This is a genomic window from Acidovorax sp., from assembly GCF_046294525.1.
In the GTDB taxonomy this organism is placed as follows: domain Bacteria; phylum Pseudomonadota; class Gammaproteobacteria; order Burkholderiales; family Burkholderiaceae_C; genus Acidovorax.
This window is the reverse complement of sequence record NZ_JBKBKQ010000001.1, coordinates 19,074-45,331: the sequence shown is the minus strand read 5'-3', so window position 1 is coordinate 45,331 and position 26,258 is coordinate 19,074. Positions and strand designations below refer to the sequence as shown.

The window sequence follows — 26,258 nt, the reverse complement described above, 5'->3', positions numbered from 1 at the left end:
TCATATTGATAGCTTCTAGCGCTTATAAAACAAACGCTAGAGCCATTTTTGGCTGATGCTTTTGCCCCGTCAGCGCCGCGACGACACCACAATCCCGCCGACGATCAGCGCAAACGCCACGGCGTGGAACAGCTGCGGCGTCTCGCCCAGAAAAGCGGCAGACAAGATGCCTGCAAACAGCGGCGTGAGGTTGACAAAAAAGCCCGCCACCGCCGGCCCCGCGCGCTGCACGCCCACGCCCCAGCAGCGGTAGGCCAGCACGGCCGGCCCGACAGCGATAAAGACCAGCGCCGCCACCAGCGGCCAACCCCATTCGATGTGCGTGCGGCCGGTGCCCCATTCCACCCCCGCAAAGCTGCCCGACCAGGCCAGGCCGAACACCATTTGCGCCATCAAGAAGGCAGCCCAGTCGCTGCGGATGCTTTGGGGCTCGCTGGTGCGCGCCAGCAGCCAGCTGTAAAACGCCCACGAGATGGTGGCCAGCAGCATGAACAGATCGCCCGGCACCAGGCGGAAAGCCAGCAGCAGCGCCCATTCGCCCCGGCTCAGCACCAGCAACACACCACACACTGACAGCAGCGCACCCACCACCTGCCGCCGCGTCACGGCTGCGCCAAAGAACAGTGCGCCCACGGCCAGCATCCACACCGGCATGCTGGAGCCCACCAGCGTTGCGTTGATGGGCGTGGACGTCTGCAGCGCCATGTACTGCAGCGCGTTGTACAGACCAATGCCCAGCAGCCCCAGCAGCGCATAGCGGCGCCAGTGCGGCCACAGCGGGCTGCTTTTGCGCAGCACCCCGTGGGCCAGCGGCAGCAGGATGAAAAAGGCCAGCACCCAGCGGATGAAGTTGAGAGCGGCGGGGGAAATCAGGTCATGTACCAGCCGCCCCGTGACGGCGTTGCCGGCCCACAGCAGCGGCGGAATCACCAGCAGCACGGCCGTGCCGGGTGTGAGTTTGTGAGTCATGGGGCTGCACTGTAACGGTGCGCGCCCCCGCGTGCGCCGGGCGGGCTCCAAGGCCCCCCGCAGCCTCCCGGCACGCCGGCCGGGTTCGGCACGCGCGACTGAATCGTGGCAGGATGGCCGCCGTTGTTTGCACCCCCCGATTTTTTGAGGAGACTTTTGCCATGAGCCTTGCCGTCCAGATCCGCCAGCACGGTGGTCCCGAAGAACTCCACGTGGTTGATGTGACCGTGGGCGAGCCCGGCCCCGGCGAAGTGCGCATCCGCCACCACGCCGTTGGCCTCAACTTCATTGACGTGTACCACCGCACGGGGCTGTACCCGCTCACCATGCCCGCGGGCATCGGCATGGAAGGCGCAGGCGTGATCGAGGCGGTGGGCGAGGGCGTCACGCACCTGAAGGTGGGCGACCGCGCCGCCTACGCCAGCAACCCGCCCGGCGCCTACTGCGAAGTGCGCGTGATGCCAGCCAAGTGCGTGTGCAAGCTGCCCGACGCCATCAGCTTTGAAACCGGCGCGGCCATGATGCTCAAGGGCCTGACGGCGCAATACCTGCTCAAGAAGACGCTGCCGGTGGAAGGCCTGCAGCCCGGCGACCACGTGCTGTTCCACGCGGCGGCCGGCGGCGTGGGGCTGATCGCCTGCCAGTGGGCCAAGGCGCTCGGCCTGCAGCTCATCGGCACCGCAGGCAGCGACGCGAAGTGCCAGCTGGCCCTGGCCAACGGCGCGGCGCATGCCATCAACTACAGCACCGAAGATTTCGCGGCCCGTGTGAAGGAGATCACCGGAGGCAAGGGCGTGAAGGTGGTGTACGACTCCGTGGGCAAGGACACCTGGGACAAGTCGCTCGAATGCCTGCGCCCCTTCGGCCTGATGGCCAGCTTCGGCAACGCGTCCGGCCCGGTGGCACCGTTTGCGCCGGGCAGCCTGGGTGCCAAAGGCTCGCTGTACGTCACGCGCCAGACGCTGTTCACCCACATCGCCACGCGCGAGGCCACGCAGGCCATGGCCGACGATCTGTTCAAGGTGGTGGAAACCGGCCAGGTGAAGATCCACATCGAGCAGCGCTATGCCCTGCGCGACGTGCAGCAGGCGCACCGCGACCTGGAAGCGCGCAAGACCACCGGCTCCACCATCCTCACGCTGTCGTGAGCGCGGCGCTGCACGCCTGGCTGCAGGCGGCGCGCCAGCGTGCGCAGCAGCCACCGGCCCAGCCGCGCCTGCCCCTGTGGGTGGCCGGGCAGCCGGTGGGGTCTGTCGCGGTCGGGGTTTTGGATCAAATCGGCCTCCAGCGCTTACTGGATAAGCGCTACAAGCTATCAAAAACAGAGCGTTCGGGTACCGCCATCTGGCACCTTGACGTGCCTGCAGACGCCGCCACCGACGCCCTCAACACCCTGGCCACCGCGCTGCGCGACGCCGACCTGTGCGGCCCCTGGCGCAACGAGCAACTGGCCGTGTGCAACGCCCAGGGCGAGTGCGTGGGCACGGTGGAGCGGGGTGCCGTGCGCGTGCTGGGCATTGCCACCGTGGCCGTGCATCTGGTGGGCAGTGCGCCCGATGGCCGCATGTGGGTACAAAAGCGCGCCCTCACCAAGCCCAACGACCCAGGCCTCTGGGACACGCTGATGGGCGGCATGATCGCCGCCACCGATTCGCTGCAGCAGGCCCTGGCGCGCGAGACCTGGGAAGAGGCCGGCCTGCACGTGGCCGACCTGCAGGCCGTCACCCACGGCGGCCACGTGCTCTTCAGCCGCCCGAGCAGCGAAGCGGGCGGCACGGGCTACATGGTCGAGCGCATCGACTGGTTTCGCGCCACCGTGCCCGAGGGCATGGCACCGTCGAACCAGGATGGTGAGGTGGATGAGTTTGCGCTGCGTGCTACGGAGGACCTCTACACGCAGGTGGCGGAGGACCGGTTCACGCTGGAAGCGGCGTTGGTGATGGCGGCGCACTGGGGGCTGTAGAAGCTGCTGGACGTTATTTCGGGGCCATCAGTTTTCGTCGTGCGAGGCGGATGGCGGCACACCCAACGCGATGTTTTCGGCGCCGTCTCTTTGTGAGCACGACTAGCGCGGCATCTTGATTTCGGAGCCCACGACACAGACGGCCAAGGAGACGGGCTCTGGCGCGACTTGTGTCCCAACGGCCAACCGTATGTGCCAAGCGTCGATCGTTCTACCTACCGGCGAGTGTGAGCAGCGCGGGACCGAACACGAAGGCGCCGATCAGCAAGATGAGTGGTACGCCAATAGCAACCCAGACCATCAATCTTCCCTCCCTCTTGAAATGGTGATTGACGCTCTTGGTGATGTCAGGGGCGACGGCTTCGTCGTGAGACTGCTTTGAGTTGTTCAAGAAATGCTTTCGCAACGATTCATCTGACTGATATTGGCCGGTCTAGGCCATCGTATCAACGTAGCCCCTGTCATTTGTTCAAGGCTCACCCCGCGCCTTCAGCAAAATCCAAAGGTCATTGGTGCGAGGTGCTTGCAAAGAAATCTCCACCTCGATCCGTTCCCGATTTGATCGAAACGGGCTCGCCGGGCAGGCAGCCCAAACCCCGCAGCGTGGCGCGCACGGCTTCATCCAGCGGTGTGTGGGGCTCCTCCCCCAGCACGGCGCGCAGCCGGACGCCCTGCATGCGCACTGGCTGCTGCCACAGGTAGCGCATTTCGCGCAGTTCCCGCAGCGTGGGTACGAAGGGGGCCGCGAGCGTCGTCAGCCACCACGGAAAGGCCCGCACCGCAGGTGATGTGCCGGTGGCCCCACGCGTCACACGCTGGATGGCCGCGGCCATTTGCGTGCCGTCGGCGTCCCAGTGCCCGGCCATGTGAAAGCGTGCAAACGCGGGCAGGGTGGTGCGTCGGTCCAGCAGCTGCACCATGGTGCGCGCCACATCGGGCAGGTAGGCCCACTGGTGCCCCACCCCTGGCGCTGCGGGGTTGAGCACGGCCGTTACCGGCTGCTCGGGCTTGACCAGTCCCTGCGCGAACCAGCTGTTGCCTGCCTGGGGCCCGAAGAAGTCCCCCGCCCGCACGATGATCACGCGGCAACTGCGTTGTAGAGGGTGGGTTTCAGTGGCCTGCTGCAGGCGGCGCTCCAGTTCCACGCGGATGGCGCCCTTGCGCGTCAGCGGGCGTTGGGGTGCATCTTCGTGCAAGGCCTCGAAGGCATCGGGCCCGTAGTTGTAGACAGTGCCGGGCAGCACGATGGTGGCGTCCTCTGCCTGCGCGGCAGCGATGGTGTTGTCCACCATGGGCAGCACCAGCTCGCTCCAGCGTCGGTAGCCGGGCGGGTTCACGGCGTGCACGATCACGCTGCAGCCTCGGGCGGCGGCCAGCACGTCGGCGCGGTGCAGGGCGTCGCCACGCATCCACGTAATACCGTCCTGATTTGCGGCGGGCAGGTTGCGGCACAGGGCGCGCACGGCCCAGCCCTGCGTGCGCAGCTGGCGTGCCACCTCGCCGCCAATGCCGCCGGTAGCGCCCAGCACCAGTGCTGTGCGGCCATTTGCCGCTGCGGTGGGGAATGCTTCGTGTTTCATGTTCAAAATCCTCAAAAGAAACGTTGAAAAAAAGACGGTGTGGAAAGGAGCAGAGACCGGATGGACGAAGTGTGATCGCCTGCGTGTCAAAAGAAAATTCCGTAAAGCCGTGGGCTGGCTATACATTTATGTATGGAAAAAATCCCTCCTCAGGACATCGGCTGGGAGCTGTACCGCTCCTACCTTGCGGTGTTGAAAGAAGGCTCGCTCTCAGGCGCCGCCCGGGCGCTGGGCCTGACGCAGCCCACCATCGGCCGCCACATCGCGGCGTTGGAGGCCGCGCTGGGGCTGGTGCTGTTCACCCGTTCGCAGCAGGGCCTGCTGCCCACGGACGCGGCGCTGGCGCTGCGCTCGTACGCGCAGGCCATGGGCCATGCGGCCGCCGCGCTGGTGCGGGCGGCCGACGCGCAAGGCGATGGCGTGCGCGGCACCGTGCGCGTGAGCGCGAGCGAGGTGATCGGTCTGGAGGTGCTGCCCCCCCTGCTGGCCCGTCTGCAGGACATGCACCCCGCACTGACCGTGGAGCTGGTGCTGAGCAACCGCGTGCACGACCTGCTGCAGCGAGAGGCCGACATCGCCATCCGCATGACAGAGCCGCGCCAGGACGCGCTGGTGGCGCGGCGCGTGGGCGCGGTGGAGCTGGGCCTGTACGCCCACCCGGACTACCTGGTGCGACACGGCACGCCGGCCACGTTGGCCGAGCTGGCGCGACACCGGCTGGTGGGCTTCGACGAAGAAACGGCCTTCGTGCGATCGGCGCGCAAATCCTTTCCGGCCTGGCAGCGCGAGCGCTTTGCCGTGCGCAGTGACAGCGACGTGGCGCAGCTCGCGTTTTTGCGCGCCGGGGGCGGCATCGGCGTTTGCCAGGCGGGCTTGGCGCTGCGTGCGCCTGCCCTGGTGCGCATACTGCCCGGGCAGTTCCGCTGGGGTCTTGAGACCTGGGTGGTCATGCACGAAGACCTGCGCCGCAGCCCGCGGTGCAGCGCCACTTTTGACGCCCTGTGGGAGGGCCTGCACGCCTACCTGGAGAGTGGCGCAGGGCTGCAGGGGGAGGTGGTACGCGGGCGCAGCCTGGTGAGGCGCGGTGAGACGCGCCGAGCGTTGGCCCCGGCACCCCTCAATCGGGCACCGCGTACACCTTGAGGTAGTCGCCCGGCGTGGTCTCAAAGCGGGCGTGGCCCGTGGCCGTCACCGCCACATACTGCCGACCCTGGTGTTCATACGTCATCGGCCCGGACTGCGGGCCGGCGGGCAGGCGGGACTGCCACAGCAGCTTGCCGGTGCCGGTTTCCAACGCGCGCAAGAAGTTGTCTTGTGCAGCGCCGATGAACGTCAGCCCGCTGGCCGTGACCAGCGGCCCGCCCAGGTTGGGCGTGCCCACCGCGATCTTGAGGAAGGTGCGCTGGCCCAGCGGCCCCACGTCAAATCCCGTGCCCAGCGGCTGAGACCAGACCAGCTCGCCCGTGTCGATGTGGATGGCGGAGAGATAGCCCCAAGGGGGTGAAATGCAGGGCACCTTGAGCGGCGACCACCAGATGGGCCGCGTCACGCCAAATGGCGTGCCGGAGTGCGGCGCCACCTTCTGGTCCGGCCGGGCGCCGCCCGAGCCGACGGCTTTGTCTTGGACCTCTTCGCGCGGGTGCAGCACGATCAGGTTGGGCAGGCGCGAGTTGTTGGCGATCAGCAGGCGGCGTTCGGGGTCGTACCCAAGGCCGCCCCAGTTCATGCCGCCCACGGTGCCGGGGAACAGCAGCGTGCCGGCCTTGTCCACGGTGGGCGGCGTGAACATGCCCTCGTAGCGGTGCTGGTGAAACCGGATGCGGCACAGCGCGCCATCGATGGGTGTGAGGCCGAAGGCATAGCGGGCGTCAATCTGCTCAGGCTCGCGCCCGGGCACGCCGCCGATGTTGGGGAAGAACACCGACTGCGGCTGCGTGGGCGCCACCCAGTCGCCGGGTGCGGCGCCCTGCGGCGTGGGGCGCTGCTCCACGGGACGCAGCGGCTCGCCCGTGGCGGCGTCGAGCAGGAACATGTTGCCGGTCTTGCTGGCCTGCATCACCGCGCGCCGGGGCGCACCGTCGATGGTCACATCCACCAGCACGGGCTGCGCGCCCAGGTCGTAGTCCCACAGGTCGTGGGTGATGGTGCTGTACATCCAGCGGGTGGCGCCGGTCTGCAGGTCCACCGCCACCACGGCGTCGGTGGCGCGGTCTTCCTCGGGCGTGCGGTTGCCGCCCCATTGGTCGGCCGCGGCGTTGCCCGTGGCCAAAAAGGCCAGGCCCAGCGACTCGTCGGCCGAGATGATGTTCCACACGTTGGGCGTTCCGCGCGGGTAGATCTCGGCGGGCGCCAGCGGGGCCTGGGCGTCGGGGCGCAGGGCGTCCCAGGCCCAGCGCAGTTCGCCGGTGCGTGCGTCGTAGGCGCGCACCACTCCCGAAGGCGCATCGCGCCGCTGGTTGTCGCTGACCTGCTGGCCCAGGATCAGCAGGCCACCGGCCACTGTCGCGCCCGAAGTGTTGGAGGCAAAACCTTTTTCGCGCAAACCCATGCCCACGGTCATATCTACGGTCCCGTTGCTGCCGAACTCCGTGCACGGAAAGCCGCCCACCGCGTCCAGAGCGACCAGGCGGCCGTCGGCGGTGGCCACGAACACGCGCCGGTGGCACTGGCTGCCGCCGCGGGGCACCGGCCCGATCGCGCCGGGCACCGCCGGCATGCTGGCGATGGCCTCGGGGCGCCCCGCGGGCGCGCCATCGTCGAAATACGCCACCGCGCGGCAGGCGGCCGTGAACAGCGACTCCATCGTGCTGGCAGGCACCTTGGGGTCGTAGCTCCAGCGCACCTCGCCCGTGCCGGGGTCGAGCGCAAACACCTTGTTCGCGGGAGTGCAGGTGTACAGAAAATCCTCGGCCTTGATGGGCGTGTTCTGCGACGAATAGAAAACCCGGCCTTCGGCAGGGTTCAGGTCTCCGGACTGGAACGTCCAGGCTTCCCGAAGGTCGGCAACGTTGGCGGGGGTGATCTGCCGCAGGGTCGAATAGCGACGGCCTGCGTGCGTGCCGCCATAGGCCCGCCAGTCGGCCCCGGCGCCTTCCTGCGCGGTGCCGGTGGTGGGCGGGGAGCCTGCCGCCAGGCTGGCGGCGGGCCCGGGGCGCTCCCAGTGCGCCCACAGCAAGGCGCCCAGGGCCGCAGCCGCGGACAGCAGGCCGACCAGCGCCACGCGCCGTGGGGCCGCCCGCGGCGGCACCCGCCACATCAGGCAGGCCAAGCCCATACCAGCCACCAGTGCAGCGAGAAAGCCTGCGCGCCCGGCCAGGTCGATGCCCCAGGCTGGCTGCCAGCCCTTGCCTGCGATCTCGGCCACAGACCACGCCAGGGTGATGAGCAGCGCACCTCCTGAAAGCCCCAGCCCCATGCGGTGCCGGCCCCGCCACGCGGCTGCCGTGGCAACGACCAGCAGCAAGCCGGTGCCGACGTAGTACACCGTGCCGCCCAACGCGACCAGCCAGCCGCCCAGGGCCAGCATGCCGGCACCCAGAACGCCCGCAAGGCTCGCGAAGGCGAGGTACGTCCAGTGCCAACCGCGGCGTTCATGTGATTGTGGGGAGGCAACGGCCATCGTAGGGATCTCCTTGAGGGGTGAGCGCCCGCGGCGTTGACGCGGGCGGGGAGGGGGCGAATGCCTTGGCAAATCGGAAAGCGGCCGACGCTCAGACCGCCCACCGAGGCGGTGCCCGCCGGAAGAGCCAGGACATCGGTGCCGCACAAGGGGGGGACCGACCCAGGGTATCCCGCAGCGCGCGCAGCGCTGATTTATTCCCCTGCCGGCGTAGGGAAACACAATCTGCATCGTTCGCGTGAAGGCGGCGCAGTTAAAGGCGATGCTGCTGCAGATCGGATAGCAGTAAGCGTTTGTCAGCGCGGCGCGTGGGCCGCCTGCGCTTGCATGTTGATGCGATGGTCAAGGCTTGATCAGGCGCTGCGCGGCGACGCCCCGCACCAGCTCCCACGCCGTCTGCGCCAGTGGCGACAGCGCGCGGTGGCGGCGGTGGGCCAGCACGATGTCGCGGTCCACGCGCGGCAACAGCGGGCGCACGGCCAGGTGGGCCAGGCCATCGGGCGGCAGGGCCAGCGTGGGAATGACGGAGATGCCCAGGCCTGCGTCCAGCATGCGGAAGATGGTGGTGGGGTGGCCCACCTCGTGCGCCACGGGGCCGGCGACGCCGTGGTCCGCCAGCGCGCGGTCGATAAGGCGGCGGCTGCCGGAGTCATGGTCCAGCAGCACCAGTGGCTCGCCCTGCAGGTCGGCCCAGCGCACGTTGCGTTTGCGGGCCAGTCGGTGCGTGGGCGGGCAGGCCAGGCAGAAGGGCTCGGTCAGGATGGTTTCGCAATGCAGCGCTTCGCGGTCGCTGGGGTCGATCACCACGCCAAAGTCCACCTCGCCCGACAGAACGCTGGCCAGCACCGCGCTTTGAATGCGGTCCAGCATCAGTAGCTCCAGCCCCGGGTAAGTGGCTTGGCAGTGGGCAATGCAGTCGGGCATGAGGTTGGCCGAGAGCGTGGGGCTGCTGGCCACGCGCACGCGGCCGCGGCGGGCAGTGGCCATCTCCTGCACGTCCAGCAGGGTGTTGTCCAGCTCTTCCAGCACCCGTGGCAGGCGCGCGGCCAAGCGCTGGCCGGCGTCCGTCAGGGTGACTTCGCGCGTGGTGCGATTGAATAGCTGCAGGCCCAGTTGCGCCTCCAGCTCGGTGATGCAGCGGCTCACGGCGGGCTGGGTCAGGCCTACGGCGTCGCCGGTGCGGCTGAAATTGCGGGTGGCTGCCACCGACTGGAACACATGCAACTGGCGCAGGGTGACATTCATGCGGCCAGATCATAAATCCATCAGAGAAATCGATTTCTCTTTGGAATGCAAGCCGGCTCCAATACCGGGTCGATTCACTTCTTGCCTCTGCGCACCATGGCCCGCTCGCGTTTTCTTCCGGACAATTTCACCCTGGCGCTGCTGGGCACCGTGGCGCTTGCCAGCCTGCTGCCGGCCGCCGGGCCCCTGGCACGCGCGCTGGAGGGGCTGACGGTGGCGGCCATTGCGTTGCTGTTCTTTCTGCACGGCGCCAAGCTCTCGCGCGATGCCATCGTGGCGGGGCTGTCGCACTGGCGGCTGCACCTGGTGGTGGTGGGCACCACGTTCGTGCTGTTTCCGCTGCTGGGCTGGGCGCTCAAGCCCGTGCTGCTGCCGCTGGTGACGCCAGCGATCTACACCGGCGTGCTGTACCTGTGCGTGTTGCCGGCCACCGTGCAGTCGGCCATTGCCTTTACGGCGATGGCGCGCGGCAACATGCCGGCGGCGATCTGCAGCGCGTCTGCCTCCACCCTGCTGGGCATCGTGATCACGCCGTTGCTGGTGGGACTGCTGCTGCCCGAGGCGCAAGGTGCAGGCGGTGGTGGCGGCGGTGCATCGGCCACTGCGTCGCACGACACGCTGGCCAACATCGGCCGCATCATGCTGCAGTTGCTGGTGCCCTTTGTGGCCGGGCATTTGCTGCGGCCTTGGGTGGGCGGCTTTGTGCAGCGGCGCGCGGCTGTGCTGCGCTATGTGGACCAGGGCTCCATCCTGCTGGTCGTGTACACGGCCTTCAGCGCGGCTGTGGTGCAGGGGCTGTGGCGCGAGGTGCCGCTGTCCGCCCTGCTGGGTTTGCTGGCCGTCTGCGCCATCATCTTGACGATGGCCCTGGTGGCCACTACCTGGGCTGCGCGGCGCATGGGGTTTTCGAAGGAGGACGAGATCACCATCGTCTTTTGCGGCTCCAAGAAGAGCCTGGCCAGCGGCGTGCCCATGGCCAAGGTGCTGTTCGCGTCCCACGCGGTGGGTGCCATCCTGTTGCCCATCATGGTGTTTCACCAGATGCAGTTGATGGTGTGCGCGGTGCTGGCGCAGCGGTATGCGCGGCGGGGTGGGTGACAGGGTGGTGGCCCGAGGGTTGGGCTACACAGCGCAGCCTGGGCGAAGGGGTCGGGTTCCGCTGCGCTAACCCGACCTACGCTATAAAAAGCATAGCTTTTGGCGCTTGCCTATCAAGCGCTAGAGGCCAAAAAAGCTTCAAGCCTGCTCGTTCAGCGTGCGCAGACGGCTGGGGGCCAGGGCGCCGGCCGATTCCAGAATGGGGTAGGCCACCGAGCACAGCAGCGAGTTGATGCGCTTGAGTTCGCTGATCAGGTCGATGTGCAGCGAGCTGGTCTCGATGCTTTGCACCGTGTTGTCCGACAGGCGTGCCAGGTGGGTGGCCGAGTACGCATGTTCCAGGTCGCGGAAGCGGGCTTTTTCCTCCAGCAGCTTTTGCGCGTCACGCACGCTGCCGTTGAGGAACACGCTCATCGCCAGGCGCAGGTTGTCGATCAGGCGGGCGTGCAACTCGTTGATCTCTTCCATGCCGGCCTCGGAGAACTGGCGACCCTTCTTGATCTTCTTGTCCTCGATGTCGATGAGCACGCGCTCGATAATGTCGCCGATCTGCTCCATGTTGATGGTGAAGCTGATGATGTCGGCCCAGCGCCGGCCCTCGCGCTCGTCGAGCGCTTCGCGCGAGATCTTGGTCATGTAGTACTTGATGGCCGAGTACAGGCCGTCCACCTCGTCGTCCAGCTTGCGCAGGTCCTCGGCCAGCTTCAGGTCGTCGGTGCGGATCACCCGGTGCAGGCCCAGCAGCATCGATTCAACCACGTCGGCCTGGTGCAGCGCTTCGCGCGCGGCGCACGATATGGCCAGCGACGGCGTGGCCAGCGCGGATGGGTCCAGGTGCTGCGGGCGCGTGCCGGCGGTGGGCTGGGCACTTTCGGCCGGCAGCAGGCGCTGCACGGTGCGCGCCACGGTGCCTGTGAGGCCGATGCAGATGATGCCCACCACCAGGTTGAAGGCCAAGTGGAACAGCACCACAAGCGTGGCGGTGTCGGGCACATAGGGCCGCACGTGCTGCAGCCACAGCCCCGTGAGCGGCGTCATGATGACCACGCCGATGATCTTGAAGAACAGGTTGCCCAGCGGCACCTGGCGCGTCTGCACATTCGCCTTCAGCGTGGTCAGCACGGCCAGCACGCCGCTGCCCAGGTTGGCACCCAGCACCAGGCCCAGCGCCACGTCGGGCGGGATGCCGCCCGAGCCGGCCAGCGCGGCCGTCAGCAGCACGGTGGCCAGGCTGGAATACGCCACGATGGCTAGCACTGCGCCGGTGAAGATTTCCAGGAGAACATCGCTGGTAAGTGCGCCCAGCAGCGTGCGCACGGTGGGCGACTGGGTGAGCACCGTGGTCGATTCGGTGATGAGCCGCAGCGCCAGCAGCATCAGCCCCAGGCCGATGAGCACGCGCCCCACGCGCCCCACAGCCGTGTCCTTGCGCGAGATGAACAGCACCACGCCCACAAATATGAACAGCGGCGAGAGCCACGACAGGTCCATCGAGAACACCACCGCCATCACGCTGGTGCCCACGTCGGCCCCCAGCATGACAGCTAGCGCGGCCGGCAGCCCCACCAGCCCCTGGCCCACGAAGGACGACACGATGAGCGCCGTGGCCGTGCTCGACTGCACCACGGCGGTCACGCCCATACCCGACAGCACGGCCGTGAACCGGCTGCTGACGCTGCGCGCAATCAACTGCCGCAGGTTGGCCCCAAACACACGCAGGATGCCGGTGCGCACCAGGTGGGTGCCCCAGATGAGCAGCGCCACGGCTGCCAGCAGATTCAACAGATGCTTCATGGAAAACGTGTTCTTTTTCTTGTGGAATGCAAAAAGCATGCATTGCGCCCCGTGCGGACACCGGCACTAACAACGCTGGCGCCTGCACAGGGTGGCAGGTTTACTTCATTTCTGTGCCCGTAGGCGGAGGCAGGCGGGGCGAGCGCTGGGCGGAGCCGGGCTGCGCGACATCCGGGGGATGAGGGTGCGCGCGGAAAAACCTGCACACCTTGGCCATTTGTCACAAAACTGACATATAAGCATACTCCTGATTTTGGAGTCGTGCAGCCATGACCCTGTTGGGTCCAGCGTCAATGGCTTTGCAGACGCTTAAAAAAGAAACAGCCCGCATGGGCGGGCTGTCGGAATCGGAGTGGGCCACTTCTCAGCGCTCGCGCCGCACGCGCAGCAGCTCGTCCAGGATCAGGCAGGCCGCGCCCACCGTGATGGCCGAGTCCGCCAAGTTGAACGCGGGAAAGTGCCAGCCCGCCGCGTGGAAGTCCAGAAAATCCACCACGTAGCCGTGCATGAGCCGGTCCACCACGTTGCCCACGGCCCCGCCCAGGATGCTGGACAGCGCAAAGCAAAACAGCTTTTGCCCCGGGTGCGCGCGCAGCTGCCACACGATGAAGATGGTGGCGACCACACCAATGCCGGTGAACAGCCAGCGCTGCCACCCCCCCGCGTTAGCCAGGAAGGAAAACGCCGCGCCTGTGTTGTGCGCCCGCACGATGTTGAAGAAGCTGGTGATGAAGGTGGCATCGCCCAGCTGGTAGTACTGCAGGATCAGCGTCTTGGTGATCTGGTCGGCCACCAAGATGACCACCGCCCACGCCAGCCAGGGCCACATGCTGGCGCTGGAACGGCCGCCAAAGTCCGAGGAGGAAGACGAGCGCGCCATTTATGCCGCCACCCGCTGTTCGCCGTCGCCATACAGGTTGCTGGTGCAGCGGCCGCACAGGGTGGGGTGGGCGGCATCGTGGCCCACATCGCTGCGGTAGTGCCAGCAGCGCTCGCATTTGGTGTCAGAACTGGCCCTGACGCTGATCTGCAGAGCGCTACCAGCTACCAACTCGATAGCGGATGTGATGAACACAAACTTCAAATCGTTGCCCAGGCTGGCCAGCAACGCGTGGTCTTCCGGCGCCGCCGTGAGTTGCACCACCGCCTGCAGTGACGAGCCCACCTGGCCGGCGGCGCGCAGGGCCTCGATCTCCTTGTTCACCGCATCGCGGATCTCGCGGATGCGCGACCACTTGGCCAGCAGGCCTTCGTCGGCACCGGCACCCACGCCTGCCACGTTGCCGTAGGTCTCCAGGAAGATGGAGTCGGAGTTGCCGAACACCTTCCACGCCTCTTCGGCCGTGAACGACAAAAACGGCGCCATCCATCGCAGCATGGCGTGCGTGATGTTGTAGAGCGCGGTCTGCGCGCTGCGGCGGGCCAGGCTCTTGGGCGCCGTGGTGTAGAGGCGGTCCTTGAGCACGTCGAGGTAAAAGCCGCCCAGGTCTTCCGAGCAGTACAGCTGCAGCTTGGCGACCACGGGGTGGAATTCGTACACCTTGTAATGCGCCAGCACTTCGGCCTGGAACTCGGACGCGCGGGTGAGCGCGTAGCGGTCGATCTCCAGCATCTGGTCAAACGGCACGGCGTCCTGGGCTGGGTCAAAGTCGCTCACGTTGGCCAGCAGGAAGCGCAGCGTGTTGCGGATGCGGCGGTAGGCGTCCACCACCCGCGCCAGGATCTTCTCGTCGCCCGCGATGTCGCCCGAGTAGTCGCTCGCGGCCACCCACAGGCGGATGATCTCGGCGCCCAGCTTCTTGTTGATCTCCTGCGGATCGATGCCGTTGCCCAGCGACTTGCTCATCTTGCGGCCCTGGCTGTCCACGGTGAAGCCGTGGGTCAGCAGGCCCTTGTAGGGCGCGCGGCCTTCGAGCGCACTGGCCAGCAGCAGCGAGCTGTGGAACCAGCCGCGGTGCTGGTCATGGCCTTCCAGGTACAGGTCGGCCTCGGGGCCGGTGTCGTGGTGCACCTCGGGGTGCGTGCCGCGCAGCACGTGGCTGAAGGTGGAGCCGGAGTCGAACCACACTTCCAGGATGTCGGTGCTCTTGGTGTAGTGGGGCGCGTCAGCCGCACCCAGGATTTCTTCGGTCGTCACGCGGCTCCAGGCCTCGATGCCGCCCTTTTCGACGATGTCGGCGGCCTGGTCCATGATCTCCATGGTGCGCGGGTGCAGCTCGCCCGAATCCTTGTGCAAAAAGAACGGGATGGGCACGCCCCAGCTGCGCTGGCGCGAGATACACCAGTCCGGCCGTCCGGCAATCATGTCGTGCAGGCGGGCCTTGCCGTTCTCGGGGTAGAAGCTGGTGTGCTCGATGGCATCGAGGGCGATCTGGCGCAGCGTCTTGGCAGGCTTCATGCCGGGCTTCGTGAAGACACCCTCGCCTTCGTCCATGCGGATGAACCACTGCGCCGCTGCACGGTAGATCACCGGCGTCTTGTGGCGCCAGCAGTGCGGGTAGCTGTGCGTGATGTCCTTGGTGGTCATCAAGCGGCCTGCATTGCGCAGGGCCTCGATGATGACGGGCACGGCCTTCCAGATGTGCTGGCCGCCGAACAGCGGGAAGTCCGCCGCATAGGTGCCGTTGCCCTGCACGGGGTTCAGGATCTCATCCAGCGCCATGCCGTGTGCGCGGCAGGAGTTGAAGTCTTCCAGGCCGTAGGCGGGCGAGGAGTGCACGATACCCGTGCCGTCATCGGCCGTGGCGTAGTCGGCCAGGTACACGGGCGACAGGCGGCGGTAGCCAAAGCTGCCGTCTTCGCTGGCCACGTCGTACAGCGGGTGCTCAAATTCCAGGCCGCCCAGGTTCTTGCCCAGGGTGGTGGCTAGCACGCTGCCGGTGAGGCCGTAGCGCTCCAGGCACGAGGCCACCAGCGGCTCGGCCACGAGCAGGATGCGTTCACCCGCGTCCACCAGCGCGTAGGTGATCTCGGGGTTTAGGTTCAGGGCCTGGTTGGCCGGGATGGTCCAGGCGGTGGTGGTCCAGATGACCACAAACGCGTCCTTGGCCAATGCGGGCAGCCCGAAGGCAGCGGCCAGTTTGGCTAGGTCGTGTGCCTTGAAGGCCACGTCCAGGGTGGTGCTCTTCTTGTCCTGGTATTCGATCTCGAATTCGGCCAGCGACGAGCCGCAGTCAAAACACCAGTACACGGGCTTGAGGCCTCGGTACACAAAGCCGCGCTCCATCACGCGCTTGAACGCGCGGATTTCGCCCGCCTCGTTGGCGGGGTTCATGGTCTTGTAGGGGTTGTCCCATTCGCCCAGCACGCCCAGGCGCTTGAAGTCCACCATCTGCTGCGCGATCTGCTCGGTGGCAAAAGCGCGGCTCTTGGCCTGCATGTCGTCGCGGCTCAGGTTGCGGCCGTGTTTCTTCTCGATGGCGTTTTCGATGGGCAGGCCATGGCAGTCCCAGCCCGGCACGTACAGCGCGTCAAAGCCTTCGAGCTGGCGTGCCTTGGTGATCATGTCCTTGAGGATCTTGTTGACCGCATGGCCCATGTGGATCTGCCCGTTGGCATAAGGCGGGCCGTCGTGCAGGATGAACTTGGGCGCGCCGCGGCGGGCGTCGCGCAGGCGCTTGTAGATGCCCTTGTCTTCCCAGTCCTTCACCCAGTTTGGCTCGCGCTTTGGCAGGTCGCCGCGCATAGGGAAGGGGGTGTCGGGCAGGTTCAGGGTGCTGCGGTAATCCGGAGCAGTGGAGGTGGGCGTGCTGGCGTTGTCGGACATGAGGGAGCCTTAAAACGGGGCATTCCGGGGCAGGCCCGGAGCAATGCGGGGAAACAGGGAGCGAAACGCGAGAGGTGTCGGGCCTGCAGGGCAGGCGCTGCGCAGGCAGCCCCCTAAATTCGGTCGCGCGTGGTCTGACGCCGGGTCTCGGTGTGATTGGGTGCGTGGGCCGTCGCAAAGTAGGCGCGCGCATCCGCACAGTCTTTGGCAATGCCCGCTGTCAGGGCATCCAGACCGTCGTACTTCAGCTCGTCGTGCAGTTTGTGCAGCAGTTCCACGCGCACGATTTTACCGTACGCCCCTTCGGGGCCCAGTTCGGCTGGCCAGTACAGGCAGTGGGTTTCCAGCAGCACGCGGCCGCCGTTGGCATCGTTTGGGTCCAGCGAGGGGCGTACGCCCAGGTTGGCCACGCCTTGCAAGGGCTCGGCCGTGAGACCGTGCACCAGCACGGCAAAGATGCCGCTGGCCGCGGGCTTCCAGTGCGCAAAACGCAGGTTGAGCGTGCGAAAGCCATTGCCAGCGCCCTGCGCCGTGGCGCCCAGTTCGCGCCCCAGCTTGCGGCCGTGCACCACGTGGCCGCTGATGGTGTAGGGCCGGCCCAGCAGCCGCGCGGCGTCTTCCATGTCGCCCGCGGCCAAAGCCTGCCGAACGGCGGAGCTGGACACCCGCAGCCCGTGTACCTCGTAGCTGTTCATGCGCGCTACATCAAAGCCCTTGGCTTGCCCGGCCGCGTCCAGCATGGCGTAGTCGCCCGCGCGCTGGCGGCCAAAGCGGAAGTCGTCGCCCACCAGCACGTAGCGGGCGCCCAGACCCTGGATCAGCACCTCGTCGATGAAGGCCTCGGGCGACTGGGCCGCCAACCGGGCATCGAAAGGCAGTACCACGGTCTGCTGCACACCGCAGCGGGCCAGTTCGGTGAGCTTGTCGCGCAGGGTGCCGATGCGCGCGGGTGCCAGGTCTGGCTTGTGGTGCACCCCCGCAAAGTAGTCGCGCGGGTGGGGCTCGAAGGTCAGCACGCAGCTCTCCACCCCCCGGTGGGCTGCCTCGTTGTTCAGCAGCGCCAGCATGGCCTGGTGGCCCCGGTGTACGCCATCGAAGTTGCCGATGGTCAGCGCACAGGCATCGGCAACGCCCGGGTGGTGGAATCCGCGAAAGATCTTCATCGGCTTGTTATCTTTTTGATAGCGCCCTGCGCATACCCATCAAGCGCAGGACGCCAATTTGTCATGAAAACGGAGTATATTGTGACCCACGGCTGGCCCAGCGCAGGGCCGCCCGCGAGACATCTGCGTTCGGAATCCTTGAGGACTTGCGCAAATCGGGATGCAACAACTGCCCTCGCCCAGAGGGCGTGCCGCTTGCCCCAGCCCCGTTTTGCGCCGGTCATGTCCTTGTGTACTTGTTGTTCCAGGAGGCGTGTTTTGAAGGTCTTGAAGCTCTCAGCCCAGGGGTTGCCCCAATCGTGGATCACTCTGGAACAGGCGGTGATCCATTACGCTGCCGACGAAGTGCGCTGGGAGTCCGGCGGCCAGGTGGCGGTGTTCCGGGGCGGGCACAACGCCATCACGGGCGAACAATCGGTGATCGCCGTCAACAGCATCATCGGCACCAAGGGCGTGCCCAGCATCAACCCGTTCGATCTCAAGCCCAGCCTTACCAACAGCAAGCTGTTTGCGCGCGACCGCAATGTGTGCGCCTACTGCGGCGGACATTTTCACGAGGAGCACCTCACGCGCGAACACATCGTGCCCTTTGCCCGCAACGGGCAGGACCATTGGATGAACGTCGTCACCGCCTGCCGCCCCTGCAACCACCGCAAGGGCCCGCGCACGCCCGAACAGGCGCACATGCCGCTGCTGTACGCCCCCTATGTGCCCAGCCTGTGGGAGGACTTCATCCTGCGCAACCGGCGCATCCTGGCCGACCAGATGGACTTTCTGATCGCGCACGTGCCCAAGTCGTCGCGCCTGCTGGCGTGACGCCGGCCACGCAAGGATGCGTTGGCCGACAGGAATGGGGTATCGGGAGCGTCAGGCGGCCTTGCAGGCCGTCACCACGAAACCGTTGACGGGCTGGCGGTTCTCCTCCCGCAGCGCCGTGTCGCGCACTTCCACGGTGGCAAAGCCCGCGGCCTGGCACAGGGCCTCCACGTGGCTGCGCTTGTGCGCATAGCGGCCCGAGGGCAGCAGAACCAGATCGGGGCCCTGCTCAGGAGCCGCCTCGAAAGAGAACACCATCATGCCGCCGGGCGCCAGCACGCGGTGCGCGTTGGGAATGGCCTCGCTCACGTCGCCCGCGTAGATGAACACGTCCAGCGCCGCAATCACCTGGTACAGCGCGTCGGGCGTTTCGCGCAGCGCATCGTGCAGGTTGACGGTGTGGAAGCGGTCGTACACATTGTGGCGGGCGGCCTGCTCGATCATCTTCATCGACGGGTCCACGCCCACCAGCGCACCGTCCAGCCGCCCCAGGCACACGCCCAGCAGGCCTGTGCCGCAGCCCAGGTCCAGCACATTGATCTTCTTGTCGGGGTGGCGCGCCAGGATCTGGTCGCCCACCTGCTTGGGCAACTGGTACTTGAGGCCGCGCACCACGTGCAGGTCGTAGAACTCGGCCATGTTGTCGAACATCGGGCGTGTCAGCTCAGCGGGTTGCTGTGCGGGCGTTTCGCCGCGCGCCAGTTGCGCGTAGTACTGGTACACCACGTCGTCCGGCGCCAGCTGCAGCAGGGCGGCGGTGTTCTGCTCTGCTTGGGCAGGCTGGCCTGCGGCGATGCAGGCCTGCACGCGACCGATGAGGGACTGCGGGTCCTGGGGGTTTTCCGCTACCAGCGCGGTCCACAGCGCGATCGACTCTTCATGCTGCCCCAGCTCGCTCAGGTCGCGGGCCAGCAGGCGGCGCAGCATCACGTCGCCCGGCACCAGTTCCAGGCCACGGCGCAGATGGCGCACGGCCATCTCAGCATGCCCTGCCCGGTGGGCGATGTCCACCACGCCAGCCAGCACCTGCAGGTTGCGGGGTTCGATCAAAGCCACCTTCTCGGCGGTTTCCACGGCTTCCTTGAACTGGTTCTGGCGGGCCAGCAGCAGCGCCAGTTCCAGCAGCCCCGGGCCCCAGTCGGGAGCCAGCGCCACGGATTTGCGCAGGGCCTCAAACGCGCCCTTCACGTTGCCCGATTTCTCGGCCAGCAGGCCGCCCAGCATGAAGACGCGAGGGTCCTGTGGCCATTGGCGATTGGCCTTGTTGAGCGTCAATGCGGCGTTTTTCAGGTCGCCCTGTGCGATCTGATCACGGGCCTTGGTGAGGTGCTGGAGGTTGGGGTCGGTCGCTGTGGCGCTCATGGGTGCTGGATGGTTGCAAGTGACCGTGGTGCGGTCCGCGCGGGCCTGAGGGCCTGCGCCGTAAAGAAATAGCCCGCGATTATCCAGGATTCGCGTTCGTGACTCTGCCCCTGGCGCGTAACTCCCAAATCCACGCCAGCGGCCAGCCTGCACGGAGGAGCAGCCTCATGAGGCTCGGACAACACGTTGTGGCGCCAGCGTGAGCGTGAAACATGCGCCATGACCCGCCTCCGACTGCACCGTGATGTCACCCCCATGCAACTGGGCCACCCTGCGGCTCACCCACAGGCCCAGGCCAAAGCCCCGGCTCTGGTCCGACCGGTCGCCGCGTTCGTACTGCTGAAAAATCCGGTTCATCACCTCCAGCGACATTCCGGACCCTTCATCCGCCACCGTCACCTCCAGCATACCTGCCTCGTTCTTTTGCGCCGCTATGAAGATCTCTCCAGAGAGCGCGTACTTCACGGCGTTGTCTACCAGGTTGGACAGCGCGATGCGCACAAGCGTCTGGTCACAGGTCCATTCTGTGGGGGCTGCATCAGTGAAAAGATGCAGCCGATGGTGAGGTGACCACCGCACCAGTTGGGCCGCATGTTCCAGCATGGCCTCCACGTTTGCTGGAGCAGCCTGGATGGTGAACCCAGCCCCGTCCAGGCGTTCATTGATGAGGCAGCTGTCGATCAACGAGGTCAGGCGGCGGCAGGCCCTGCGGATCTGCGCAGCCCGGTCGACCTGGATCTGTAGATCGGGGACGGGAAAACTCTGCTGCTCGGCAGCGGCGCTGTCGACCACCGCCAGCGGGGTTCGAAACTCGTGGCTGATCATGTGAAAAAACTGGCGCTGCTCATGGCGCAGCGTCCGCTCGCTGTCCAGGGCCTGCCTCAATGACATCTGGGTGCGCGACAGCTCCTGAGTGCGTTGGTCGATGCGGTCTTCCAGCAGGTGTTCTGACTGGGCCAGGCGTTCTATGGCCTTGTCCTTGGAGATTTCGGCCTGACGGTATCTGAGAACCATGCCGACAAACACTGCGATGGCGATCAGCCCTGTGAACACCAGGATCTGCATCTGCCAGAGGGTGGTGACATCGACGTCCCAGTGAACCGTACCGGTCATCACGGCTGCGGTGGGGATGCCGCCCAGGAGGTGCACCGCATAGGCCGCCAGCAATAACGCGTGCTGGGCCTGGCGGTGTCGCCGACGCAGTGCGGAGATACACAGCGCCACCGCTGCGGCGTCGCTGGCGACCAGGGACACCAGGTTGATCCAGGCCACAGACGCATAGAAGCCCAGTGGAACGCTGAATATGCACAGCAGGTTGAGTGCAATCACCCCCAGAAAAAACCGGTCTGTGCGGCGGAATCGGGTGTTGCGCGTCAACTGCTCTCGCATCTGCCAGGCGACGGTGGCTGGCAGGGCGAAGGCACCCAGGCCCACTAGGTCGCCGACCCACCAAGCCCAGGCATCTGGCGCCCACAGGCTGGCATATCCCCGAACATTGAACACGTGCAGCGTGCTGACCGTGCCCAACATGGCAAGCGCGAAGAGGTTGTGTGTGCGAAAGACGCCGGCTGCAGCCCATATGCCGAGGAGCAACGCAATCATCGCTCCGAAGTAGAGGCCCAGCGCACGCTCGCCAGCTGCAAGCTGCGCACTGAGGGCAGTCGGGGTGGTAAACACCTGCCCCTGCAGCTGCATGGCACTGGTGGTCTGTATGCGCAGCAGCGCCAGCGTCCCCGGCTCCAGGCGGAACAGGTGCTGACGCACTGCCGGCTTTTCGCTCGCAGGCACATGGTCGCCGCTGCGCTGTGACCGCCATACGCCCGTGGCGTCATCACGCTGGTACAGCACCACCGAATCGAGATACGCAGGATGGGCCAGCAACCAGAATGGCCCCGTGTCCAGTGCATCGCTGGCCCGAGCTGGTGGCACGTTGAACCGCAACCACACGACATGCTGGACGTACCCGGCATTGAGTGCATGGGGCATCGCTTCCCAGCTAGCGCCGTTGAGTGCCTGCGCCTCATCCGGCCCAAGTTGCCCGCTGAGGTCGTTGAGCCGCTCCACCGGGATATCCCAGCCCAGGCGCAGGCTGGCGGGCTCCGGGGAAGGATTGGCCGCGGCCGCCGGCGTATGGTCCACGTGAACCAGCAGCATGCAGCACAGAAGCCACAGGATAAGTTGCCATACCGGTCTCGATGGATCTCTTTTCCGGTCTGTGAGTAATTGTGAGTGCTTGTGCATGGCTGGCAAATCGGGGCGCAGAGAGAATAGGGCGTATCCAAGTGTTTCAGTCTCTGCCGCTTTCTCGATTTTCATGTCTGTGCCCTCTGAATCCATCATTGCAGTCGTCGAGGATGACGAAGACATTCGGGGCAACGTGTGCCGATATCTCCAAAGGTCAGGCTTCAAGGCATGGGGTGCTGAGTCTGCGGAGGACTTCTATGTGCGCCTGCTGAAAGACCGCGCGGACCTGGTTGTTGTGGACATCGGCCTGCCCGGCGAGGACGGGTTGAGCCTGGTGGGGCGTCTGGCCGGACAAGGTGTGCCCACCATTCTCATGACGGCCCGGGCAGACCTGGACAGCCGCATCGCAGGCCTGGACGCCGGCGCCTTGCAGTACTTTGTCAAGCCGGTGGACATGCAGGAGCTCACGGCCGGTATCCGCTCGCAACTGCGCCGCCAGACGCCGCGCACCGAACCCCAGGGCGCATTGGCACCGTGGCGGCTGGACCAGGCAGCGGCGCGGCTCATTGCCCCCAATCAACGTTCTCTGGATCTCACCAGCCGCGAACTGGAGCTGCTGGCATGCCTGATGGCTACCCAGGGAGCGCTGGTGAGCAAGCAAGCGCTCATGCACGCCGTGGGCGCCGACGAGGCCGAGGACGGCTTTCATCGCATCGAGTCCCAACTGACGCGGCTGCGTCGCAAAACTTTGGAAACAACAGGCACTGCCCTGCCGGTGCGTGCTGTGTTTGGCAAGGGGCTTGTATTCGTCGCATGAACTGGGTCTCTTGCACGACGCCATGAGCGGGTGTCGCGGCCAGTCAATAGGGCCCAAAAAACTCCAATTTCGAGGCAATGGATCGTCGATCCGCTGATGCGGTTTGGTGCTGCAGCGATGGTGCAAATAAGAAGCTTAAAAATGAAGGGAAATTGCGTGAACATAAGGGCGTTAGGAAAATCCACCCGAGCCGTCTGGGCGTTAGCCGCCGCGTTGCTAGCAGCACCCATGGCGCACGCCGAATTTCAGAACGGCAGCTTCGAGCAGGATTGGGCTGGCTGGACGGTGTCGCCGCTGCGTGTGGCAAACACGATTCCGGTGTTTCCACCCACCAGGTTTGAAGACTTGGGCACCACGCCCTGGGTGGCAGCCGACCCTGGCCAGTCTGCGGTGGTCGGTAGCACGGTGGCGGCCAACACGGGCGGTGCGCTGACGACCCCTTTGTTTGGCAACAAAAGCGCACGGGTGGGCGACGGACGCACGCAGTACCGTGGCGCACAGATCCGCCAGACCGCCACCATGGGCGTAGGTGACATTGATCCTGCCGACGGCAAGGTGCACGTGCGCTTTGCCGTCGCGCCGGTGCTGGACGCACCCACGCACCCTGGCAATCAACAGCCGTATTTTTTTGTTGAAGTGAAGAACGTGACGAAGGGCACCCAGCTCTTCTACACCTTCAACTTCGCCAACCAGACCGGCGTGGCCTGGCAGGCGGTGGGCAACTACCAGTTCACCAACTGGCAGGCTGTGGATGTGTCTCCTGGCGCAGGCGTGCTGGATGTGGGCGACCAGGTAGAAGTCATCATCGTCAGTGGCGGCTGCGGGCAAAGCGGCCATGGCGGGCTGGTGTACGTGGATTCGGGTCAGGGGCTGACCACGTTACCCGGCCCCTTCGTGACGGCCACGGCACCGGAATACGTTGTGCGCTCTGATGCCGGTGCCAACACGCCGTCGATACCCGCTGCCGCAGGCCAGCGTACCGTCACCTACAACTACCAGTACAGCAATGGGGGCGAAGCGCCCATGCCCAACAGCCAGGTCATCATCCGTTCTCCGCAGGACCAGGATGAGCGCAACCCTAGTAGCGGTGCCGTGATCAACCGCCAGCAGAATCTGCGGGTGGACCCAGGAACGCTGCCAGCCGGGTGCTCCATCACGCAAACCCTCAGCCCACCCCATGCCGACAGTTCGCTTGGCTCCATTGATGTAGTCACCTGCAACGTAGGCACGCTCAATCCCGGCAACGTCGGCAACATTGAGGTGCAGTGGATCGTGCCTGACACCGCCCGGGCACCCACGCTCAACCACGGCAACTACTACATCCGGTCGGCCAGTTCGCCGCCGCTGTTGGGCCCCCTGGTCAAATCCACGCTGACGACGCTGCAGCGTGCTGACCTTAAGGTCGCGGTGACCAATCCGTCGTCGTCGCAGACCTGTGGGTCCAGCACTACGTACACCGTGACGCTGGGCAATGACGGCCCCGACACCGCCCCCAGCGGCGTGAGCATCGGCAACAGCGTGCCCGCAGGGCTTACCGTCGGCAACTGGACTTGCAGTGCCACAGGCGCTCTGGCATGCCCTGCGGCCACGGGTTCGGGCTCCATCGCGGGCACAACAACAACGCCCTGGGCCCCTGGCGAGCAGATGGTCTTCACGGTGGCCGCCACCGTAGATGCCTGTGCTGGCGGTTCCCGCTCCATCATCTACGCGGTTTCCGTCAACCTGCCAGCGGCCGACGCAACCATTGTGGACCCTGAATCCAGCAACAACACCAGCGCCCATTCGATGAGTGCCGGTCCAGCTGTGCAGCCCTTGACGGTGAATACGTCCGGCGATGGCATCGGCCGGGTCACCTCGGTGCTGCCAGGCATCGTCTGCGACAAGACCGCCGCCGGTGCGCAGTGCACCGACATCAAGCAATTCACCGCGGGCTCCCAGGTGGCGCTGTATGCAAACGCGCCTGCTGGATCCATTTTTTCTGGCTGGTCCGGCGGGGTGTGCTCGGGCACTGCGCAACCTTGCCTCGTGACGATGGATCAAGCGCGCAGTGTGACCGCCGCATTCTCGGTGCCTCTGGACGTGTCCGTCACCGCTGGGGCAGGCGGAACCGTGACACCTCCCGGCGGTACCACCGTGCCGGTCGCGTCGGGCAGCACGACCTCGCTCAACGTCGTGCCCAACGCTGGCTTTGCGCCCGTCTTTGGTGGCACCTGCCCCGCGGGCAGCTATGTGGGCAATACCTACACCACGGGTACGGTCACAGCCAACTGCACGGTGGACGTTACCTTCACCAACGCGGGTGGCGTGGTCACTGCCACGCCAAACGCCCCGGCCGGCGGCTCCATCATCGGCGGTGCCAAGACGGTAACTCCCGGCAGTTCTGCGACCTGGCGTGTGGTGCCCAACTCGGGCTTCGCACCTGGCAACCCCACCCACACCTGCGCGCCCGGTGTGGGTTCGTGGAACGCAGGCCGCACGGAATACACCATTGCCCCGATCAATGCCAACTGCAACGTTGCCTTTGCATTCGTCGCCTCTTTCACCGTGACAGGCACGGTCAGTGGCACATCTCCTGGTGCTGGATCGGTGATAGCGGGTGCTTCACAAAATGTGGCGAGCGGCGACTCGGCCGTGTTCACGCTGAGCCGAGCTGGTACAGCCGACCCAGCCAGCACATGCGCCGGTGGCAGCTTTGACGCCACCAACACCATCTACACGGTGCCCAATGTGACGGCCAACTGCGCCATGGTGTTCAGCTTTGCCGCGGTCGCTGCTGCCGCCAATCCGCACGCCATTCCTACGCTCAGCGAATGGGGTCTGGCCATCACGTCGGTGCTGATCGCCCTGTGCATGGTGGCACTGCGCCGCCGCCGGAGGTTCTGATCGGCAGTGTGAACCCAGGGCATCGGCGGTGCCCCGGCCACCGGCAGCCAGCGGCGCCTTGCAGCGTCGCTGGCTTTTTTGATGATATTGGCCTCTAGGGATGGCCCGCGTAACTCCCTGCGGTCCGTGTTAGCGCGGCCTCGGGCGGTCCGCTGCGTTGCTCTTACCAATAGCCAGGCTATTGGCTGCGAAAAGACGCCTTGCGGCCCATCCCGATCCGCACCACCACAGACTCGCGAGGGTTATCCAGGCCATCCCTAGCGCTTGTCAATAAAGCGCTAGTAGCTATAGTTTTTGAATCTATCGGAGCAAATATGCGGTATCCAACAGGCGTTTTTGCACTGTGTTTTCTGGCGTGGGGTGCATCGGGCGTTGCCCATGAGGCGCCGCATGCCGGCGCAAAACATACTGCAGCCCCAGTTCCAAATGTGCCCAAGGCGTCTCGGCAAGCTGTGCTGCCAGCGCGCAAGGACGGCTTGTGGGAGGTTCTGGTGCGCAGCGATGATCTGGTGCTCAAAAGGGCTGGGCGCGGTACGCCACAGCCTGTCACGGTGCGCCAATGCACCAGCGCCGCCGTTGAACCGATCATGCTGATGTCGATTGTTCCTGGGCAGGAGGACTGCCACGAGCGCAAGGTCCTTCGGCGCGGCAAGGGCGCTGAGGCGGGCCATGACATCATCACGGTCTGCTATGTGCACGACAACCGTGTGGACACGCAGATGCGGCTGCTGGGAGACCTGCAGTCTACATACCATGGCAGCTTCGAGGCAAAGTTCCCCAAGACGCCGCTGCACAACACCGGGCGCATGGTCTTTGAAGGGCGCTGGCTGGGTGACTGCGCCGCCGGGCAGCGTCCGGGCGACATGTTGCTGCCCAACGGGGTGACAGTGAACGTGGTGGACGACCACCGGCGGGCCCAGAACGCCGACCATAGCGGGCACAAGCACTAAGGTCTGGGCAGTCCCCGGGTTGCTGGGCGCCCCGGCGCGCTTCGGTTGT

The 26,258-nt window shown here is 66.0% G+C and carries 18 protein-coding genes; 8 read left to right on the top strand and 10 right to left on the bottom strand.

The genetic code is table 11. The features are described from left to right. Positions 1-69: 69 nt before the first annotated feature. On the bottom strand, positions 70-969 hold the full coding sequence (locus ACK4HJ_RS00170) for a DMT family transporter (protein WP_409826592.1): 900 nt from the start codon (positions 967-969) through the stop codon (positions 70-72). 161 nt (positions 970-1,130) lie between these two features. Here ACK4HJ_RS00170 and ACK4HJ_RS00165 point away from each other — a divergent pair, with 161 nt between their 5' ends. Continuing rightward, a complete protein-coding gene (locus tag ACK4HJ_RS00165; RefSeq protein ID WP_409826590.1) occupies positions 1,131-2,117 on the top strand; it encodes a quinone oxidoreductase family protein in 987 nt (328 codons plus the stop codon). Then, on the top strand, positions 2,114-2,932 hold the full coding sequence (locus ACK4HJ_RS00160) for an NUDIX hydrolase (RefSeq protein WP_409826589.1): 819 nt from the start codon (positions 2,114-2,116) through the stop codon (positions 2,930-2,932). Before ACK4HJ_RS00165 ends, ACK4HJ_RS00160 begins: the two co-directional genes overlap by 4 nt. Before the next feature lie 506 nt (positions 2,933-3,438). On the opposite strand, the gene ACK4HJ_RS00155 is transcribed toward ACK4HJ_RS00160, so the two are convergent. After that, a complete protein-coding gene (locus ACK4HJ_RS00155; RefSeq protein WP_409826587.1) occupies positions 3,439-4,512 on the bottom strand; it encodes an NAD(P)H-binding protein in 1,074 nt (357 codons plus the stop codon). A 132-nt stretch (positions 4,513-4,644) separates the two neighbouring features. On the opposite strand from ACK4HJ_RS00155, the gene ACK4HJ_RS00150 reads away from it, so the two are divergent. Next, positions 4,645-5,655, top strand: a complete 1,011-nt coding sequence (locus tag ACK4HJ_RS00150) for a LysR family transcriptional regulator (RefSeq protein ID WP_409826585.1) — start codon at positions 4,645-4,647, stop codon at positions 5,653-5,655. On the opposite strand, the gene ACK4HJ_RS00145 is transcribed toward ACK4HJ_RS00150, so the two are convergent. Next, positions 5,630-8,131 (bottom strand): PQQ-binding-like beta-propeller repeat protein, encoded by a 2,502-nt coding sequence (locus tag ACK4HJ_RS00145; protein WP_409826583.1) that lies wholly within the window; start codon positions 8,129-8,131, stop codon positions 5,630-5,632. The two genes, ACK4HJ_RS00150 and ACK4HJ_RS00145, sit on opposite strands and share 26 nt — an antisense overlap. A gap of 342 nt (positions 8,132-8,473) precedes the next feature. Continuing rightward, positions 8,474-9,376, bottom strand: a complete 903-nt coding sequence (locus ACK4HJ_RS00140) for a LysR family transcriptional regulator (protein WP_409826581.1) — start codon at positions 9,374-9,376, stop codon at positions 8,474-8,476. A 96-nt stretch (positions 9,377-9,472) separates the two neighbouring features. Here ACK4HJ_RS00140 and ACK4HJ_RS00135 point away from each other — a divergent pair, with 96 nt between their 5' ends. Beyond that, complete coding sequence (locus ACK4HJ_RS00135) at positions 9,473-10,474, top strand: bile acid:sodium symporter family protein (protein WP_409826579.1); 1,002 nt, start codon at positions 9,473-9,475, stop codon at positions 10,472-10,474. A gap of 138 nt (positions 10,475-10,612) precedes the next feature. Here the strand turns inward: ACK4HJ_RS00135 and ACK4HJ_RS00130 are convergent, their stop codons facing one another. From ACK4HJ_RS00130 to ACK4HJ_RS00115, 4 genes are all read right to left on the bottom strand, one after another. Continuing rightward, positions 10,613-12,268 carry a Na/Pi cotransporter family protein gene (locus tag ACK4HJ_RS00130; protein ID WP_409826577.1) on the bottom strand — a complete coding sequence of 552 codons (1,656 nt, stop codon included), beginning with the start codon at positions 12,266-12,268 and terminating at the stop codon, positions 10,613-10,615. 364 nt (positions 12,269-12,632) lie between these two features. Next, positions 12,633-13,148: a signal peptidase II gene (gene lspA / locus ACK4HJ_RS00125; RefSeq protein ID WP_409826575.1), complete on the bottom strand. Its 516-nt coding sequence runs from the start codon at positions 13,146-13,148 to the stop codon at positions 12,633-12,635. After that, positions 13,149-16,034: an isoleucine--tRNA ligase gene (gene ileS / locus ACK4HJ_RS00120; RefSeq protein ID WP_409826573.1), complete on the bottom strand. Its 2,886-nt coding sequence runs from the start codon at positions 16,032-16,034 to the stop codon at positions 13,149-13,151. It lies immediately after the preceding gene. Positions 16,035-16,147: 113 nt separating this feature from the next. Beyond that, complete coding sequence (locus ACK4HJ_RS00115; RefSeq protein WP_409826571.1) at positions 16,148-17,197, bottom strand: bifunctional riboflavin kinase/FAD synthetase; 1,050 nt, start codon at positions 17,195-17,197, stop codon at positions 16,148-16,150. Between the two features lie 258 nt (positions 17,198-17,455). Between ACK4HJ_RS00115 and ACK4HJ_RS00110 the strand changes: the two genes are divergently transcribed. Next, complete coding sequence (locus tag ACK4HJ_RS00110; protein ID WP_409826569.1) at positions 17,456-18,013, top strand: HNH endonuclease; 558 nt, start codon at positions 17,456-17,458, stop codon at positions 18,011-18,013. A gap of 51 nt (positions 18,014-18,064) precedes the next feature. Here ACK4HJ_RS00110 and ACK4HJ_RS00105 read toward each other — a convergent pair whose 3' ends face one another. Further along, entirely contained in the window at positions 18,065-19,375 is a 1,311-nt protein-coding gene (locus tag ACK4HJ_RS00105) for a tetratricopeptide repeat protein (protein WP_409826567.1), read from the bottom strand. 165 nt (positions 19,376-19,540) lie between these two features. Continuing rightward, on the bottom strand, positions 19,541-21,691 hold the full coding sequence (locus ACK4HJ_RS00100) for an ATP-binding protein (RefSeq protein ID WP_409826566.1): 2,151 nt from the start codon (positions 21,689-21,691) through the stop codon (positions 19,541-19,543). Between ACK4HJ_RS00100 and ACK4HJ_RS00095 the strand changes: the two genes are divergently transcribed. The 3 genes from ACK4HJ_RS00095 (at position 21,690) to ACK4HJ_RS00085 (ending at position 26,209) form a co-directional block, all read left to right on the top strand. Beyond that, positions 21,690-22,376: a response regulator transcription factor gene (locus ACK4HJ_RS00095; protein WP_409826564.1), complete on the top strand. Its 687-nt coding sequence runs from the start codon at positions 21,690-21,692 to the stop codon at positions 22,374-22,376. The genes ACK4HJ_RS00100 and ACK4HJ_RS00095 overlap by 2 nt on opposite strands. Positions 22,377-22,604: 228 nt before the next feature. Next, entirely contained in the window at positions 22,605-25,259 is a 2,655-nt protein-coding gene (locus tag ACK4HJ_RS00090) for an IPTL-CTERM sorting domain-containing protein (RefSeq protein WP_409826562.1), read from the top strand. 314 nt (positions 25,260-25,573) lie between these two features. After that, positions 25,574-26,209 carry a DUF3617 domain-containing protein gene (locus ACK4HJ_RS00085; RefSeq protein WP_409826561.1) on the top strand — a complete coding sequence of 212 codons (636 nt, stop codon included), beginning with the start codon at positions 25,574-25,576 and terminating at the stop codon, positions 26,207-26,209. The last annotated feature ends 49 nt before the right edge of the window (positions 26,210-26,258 follow it).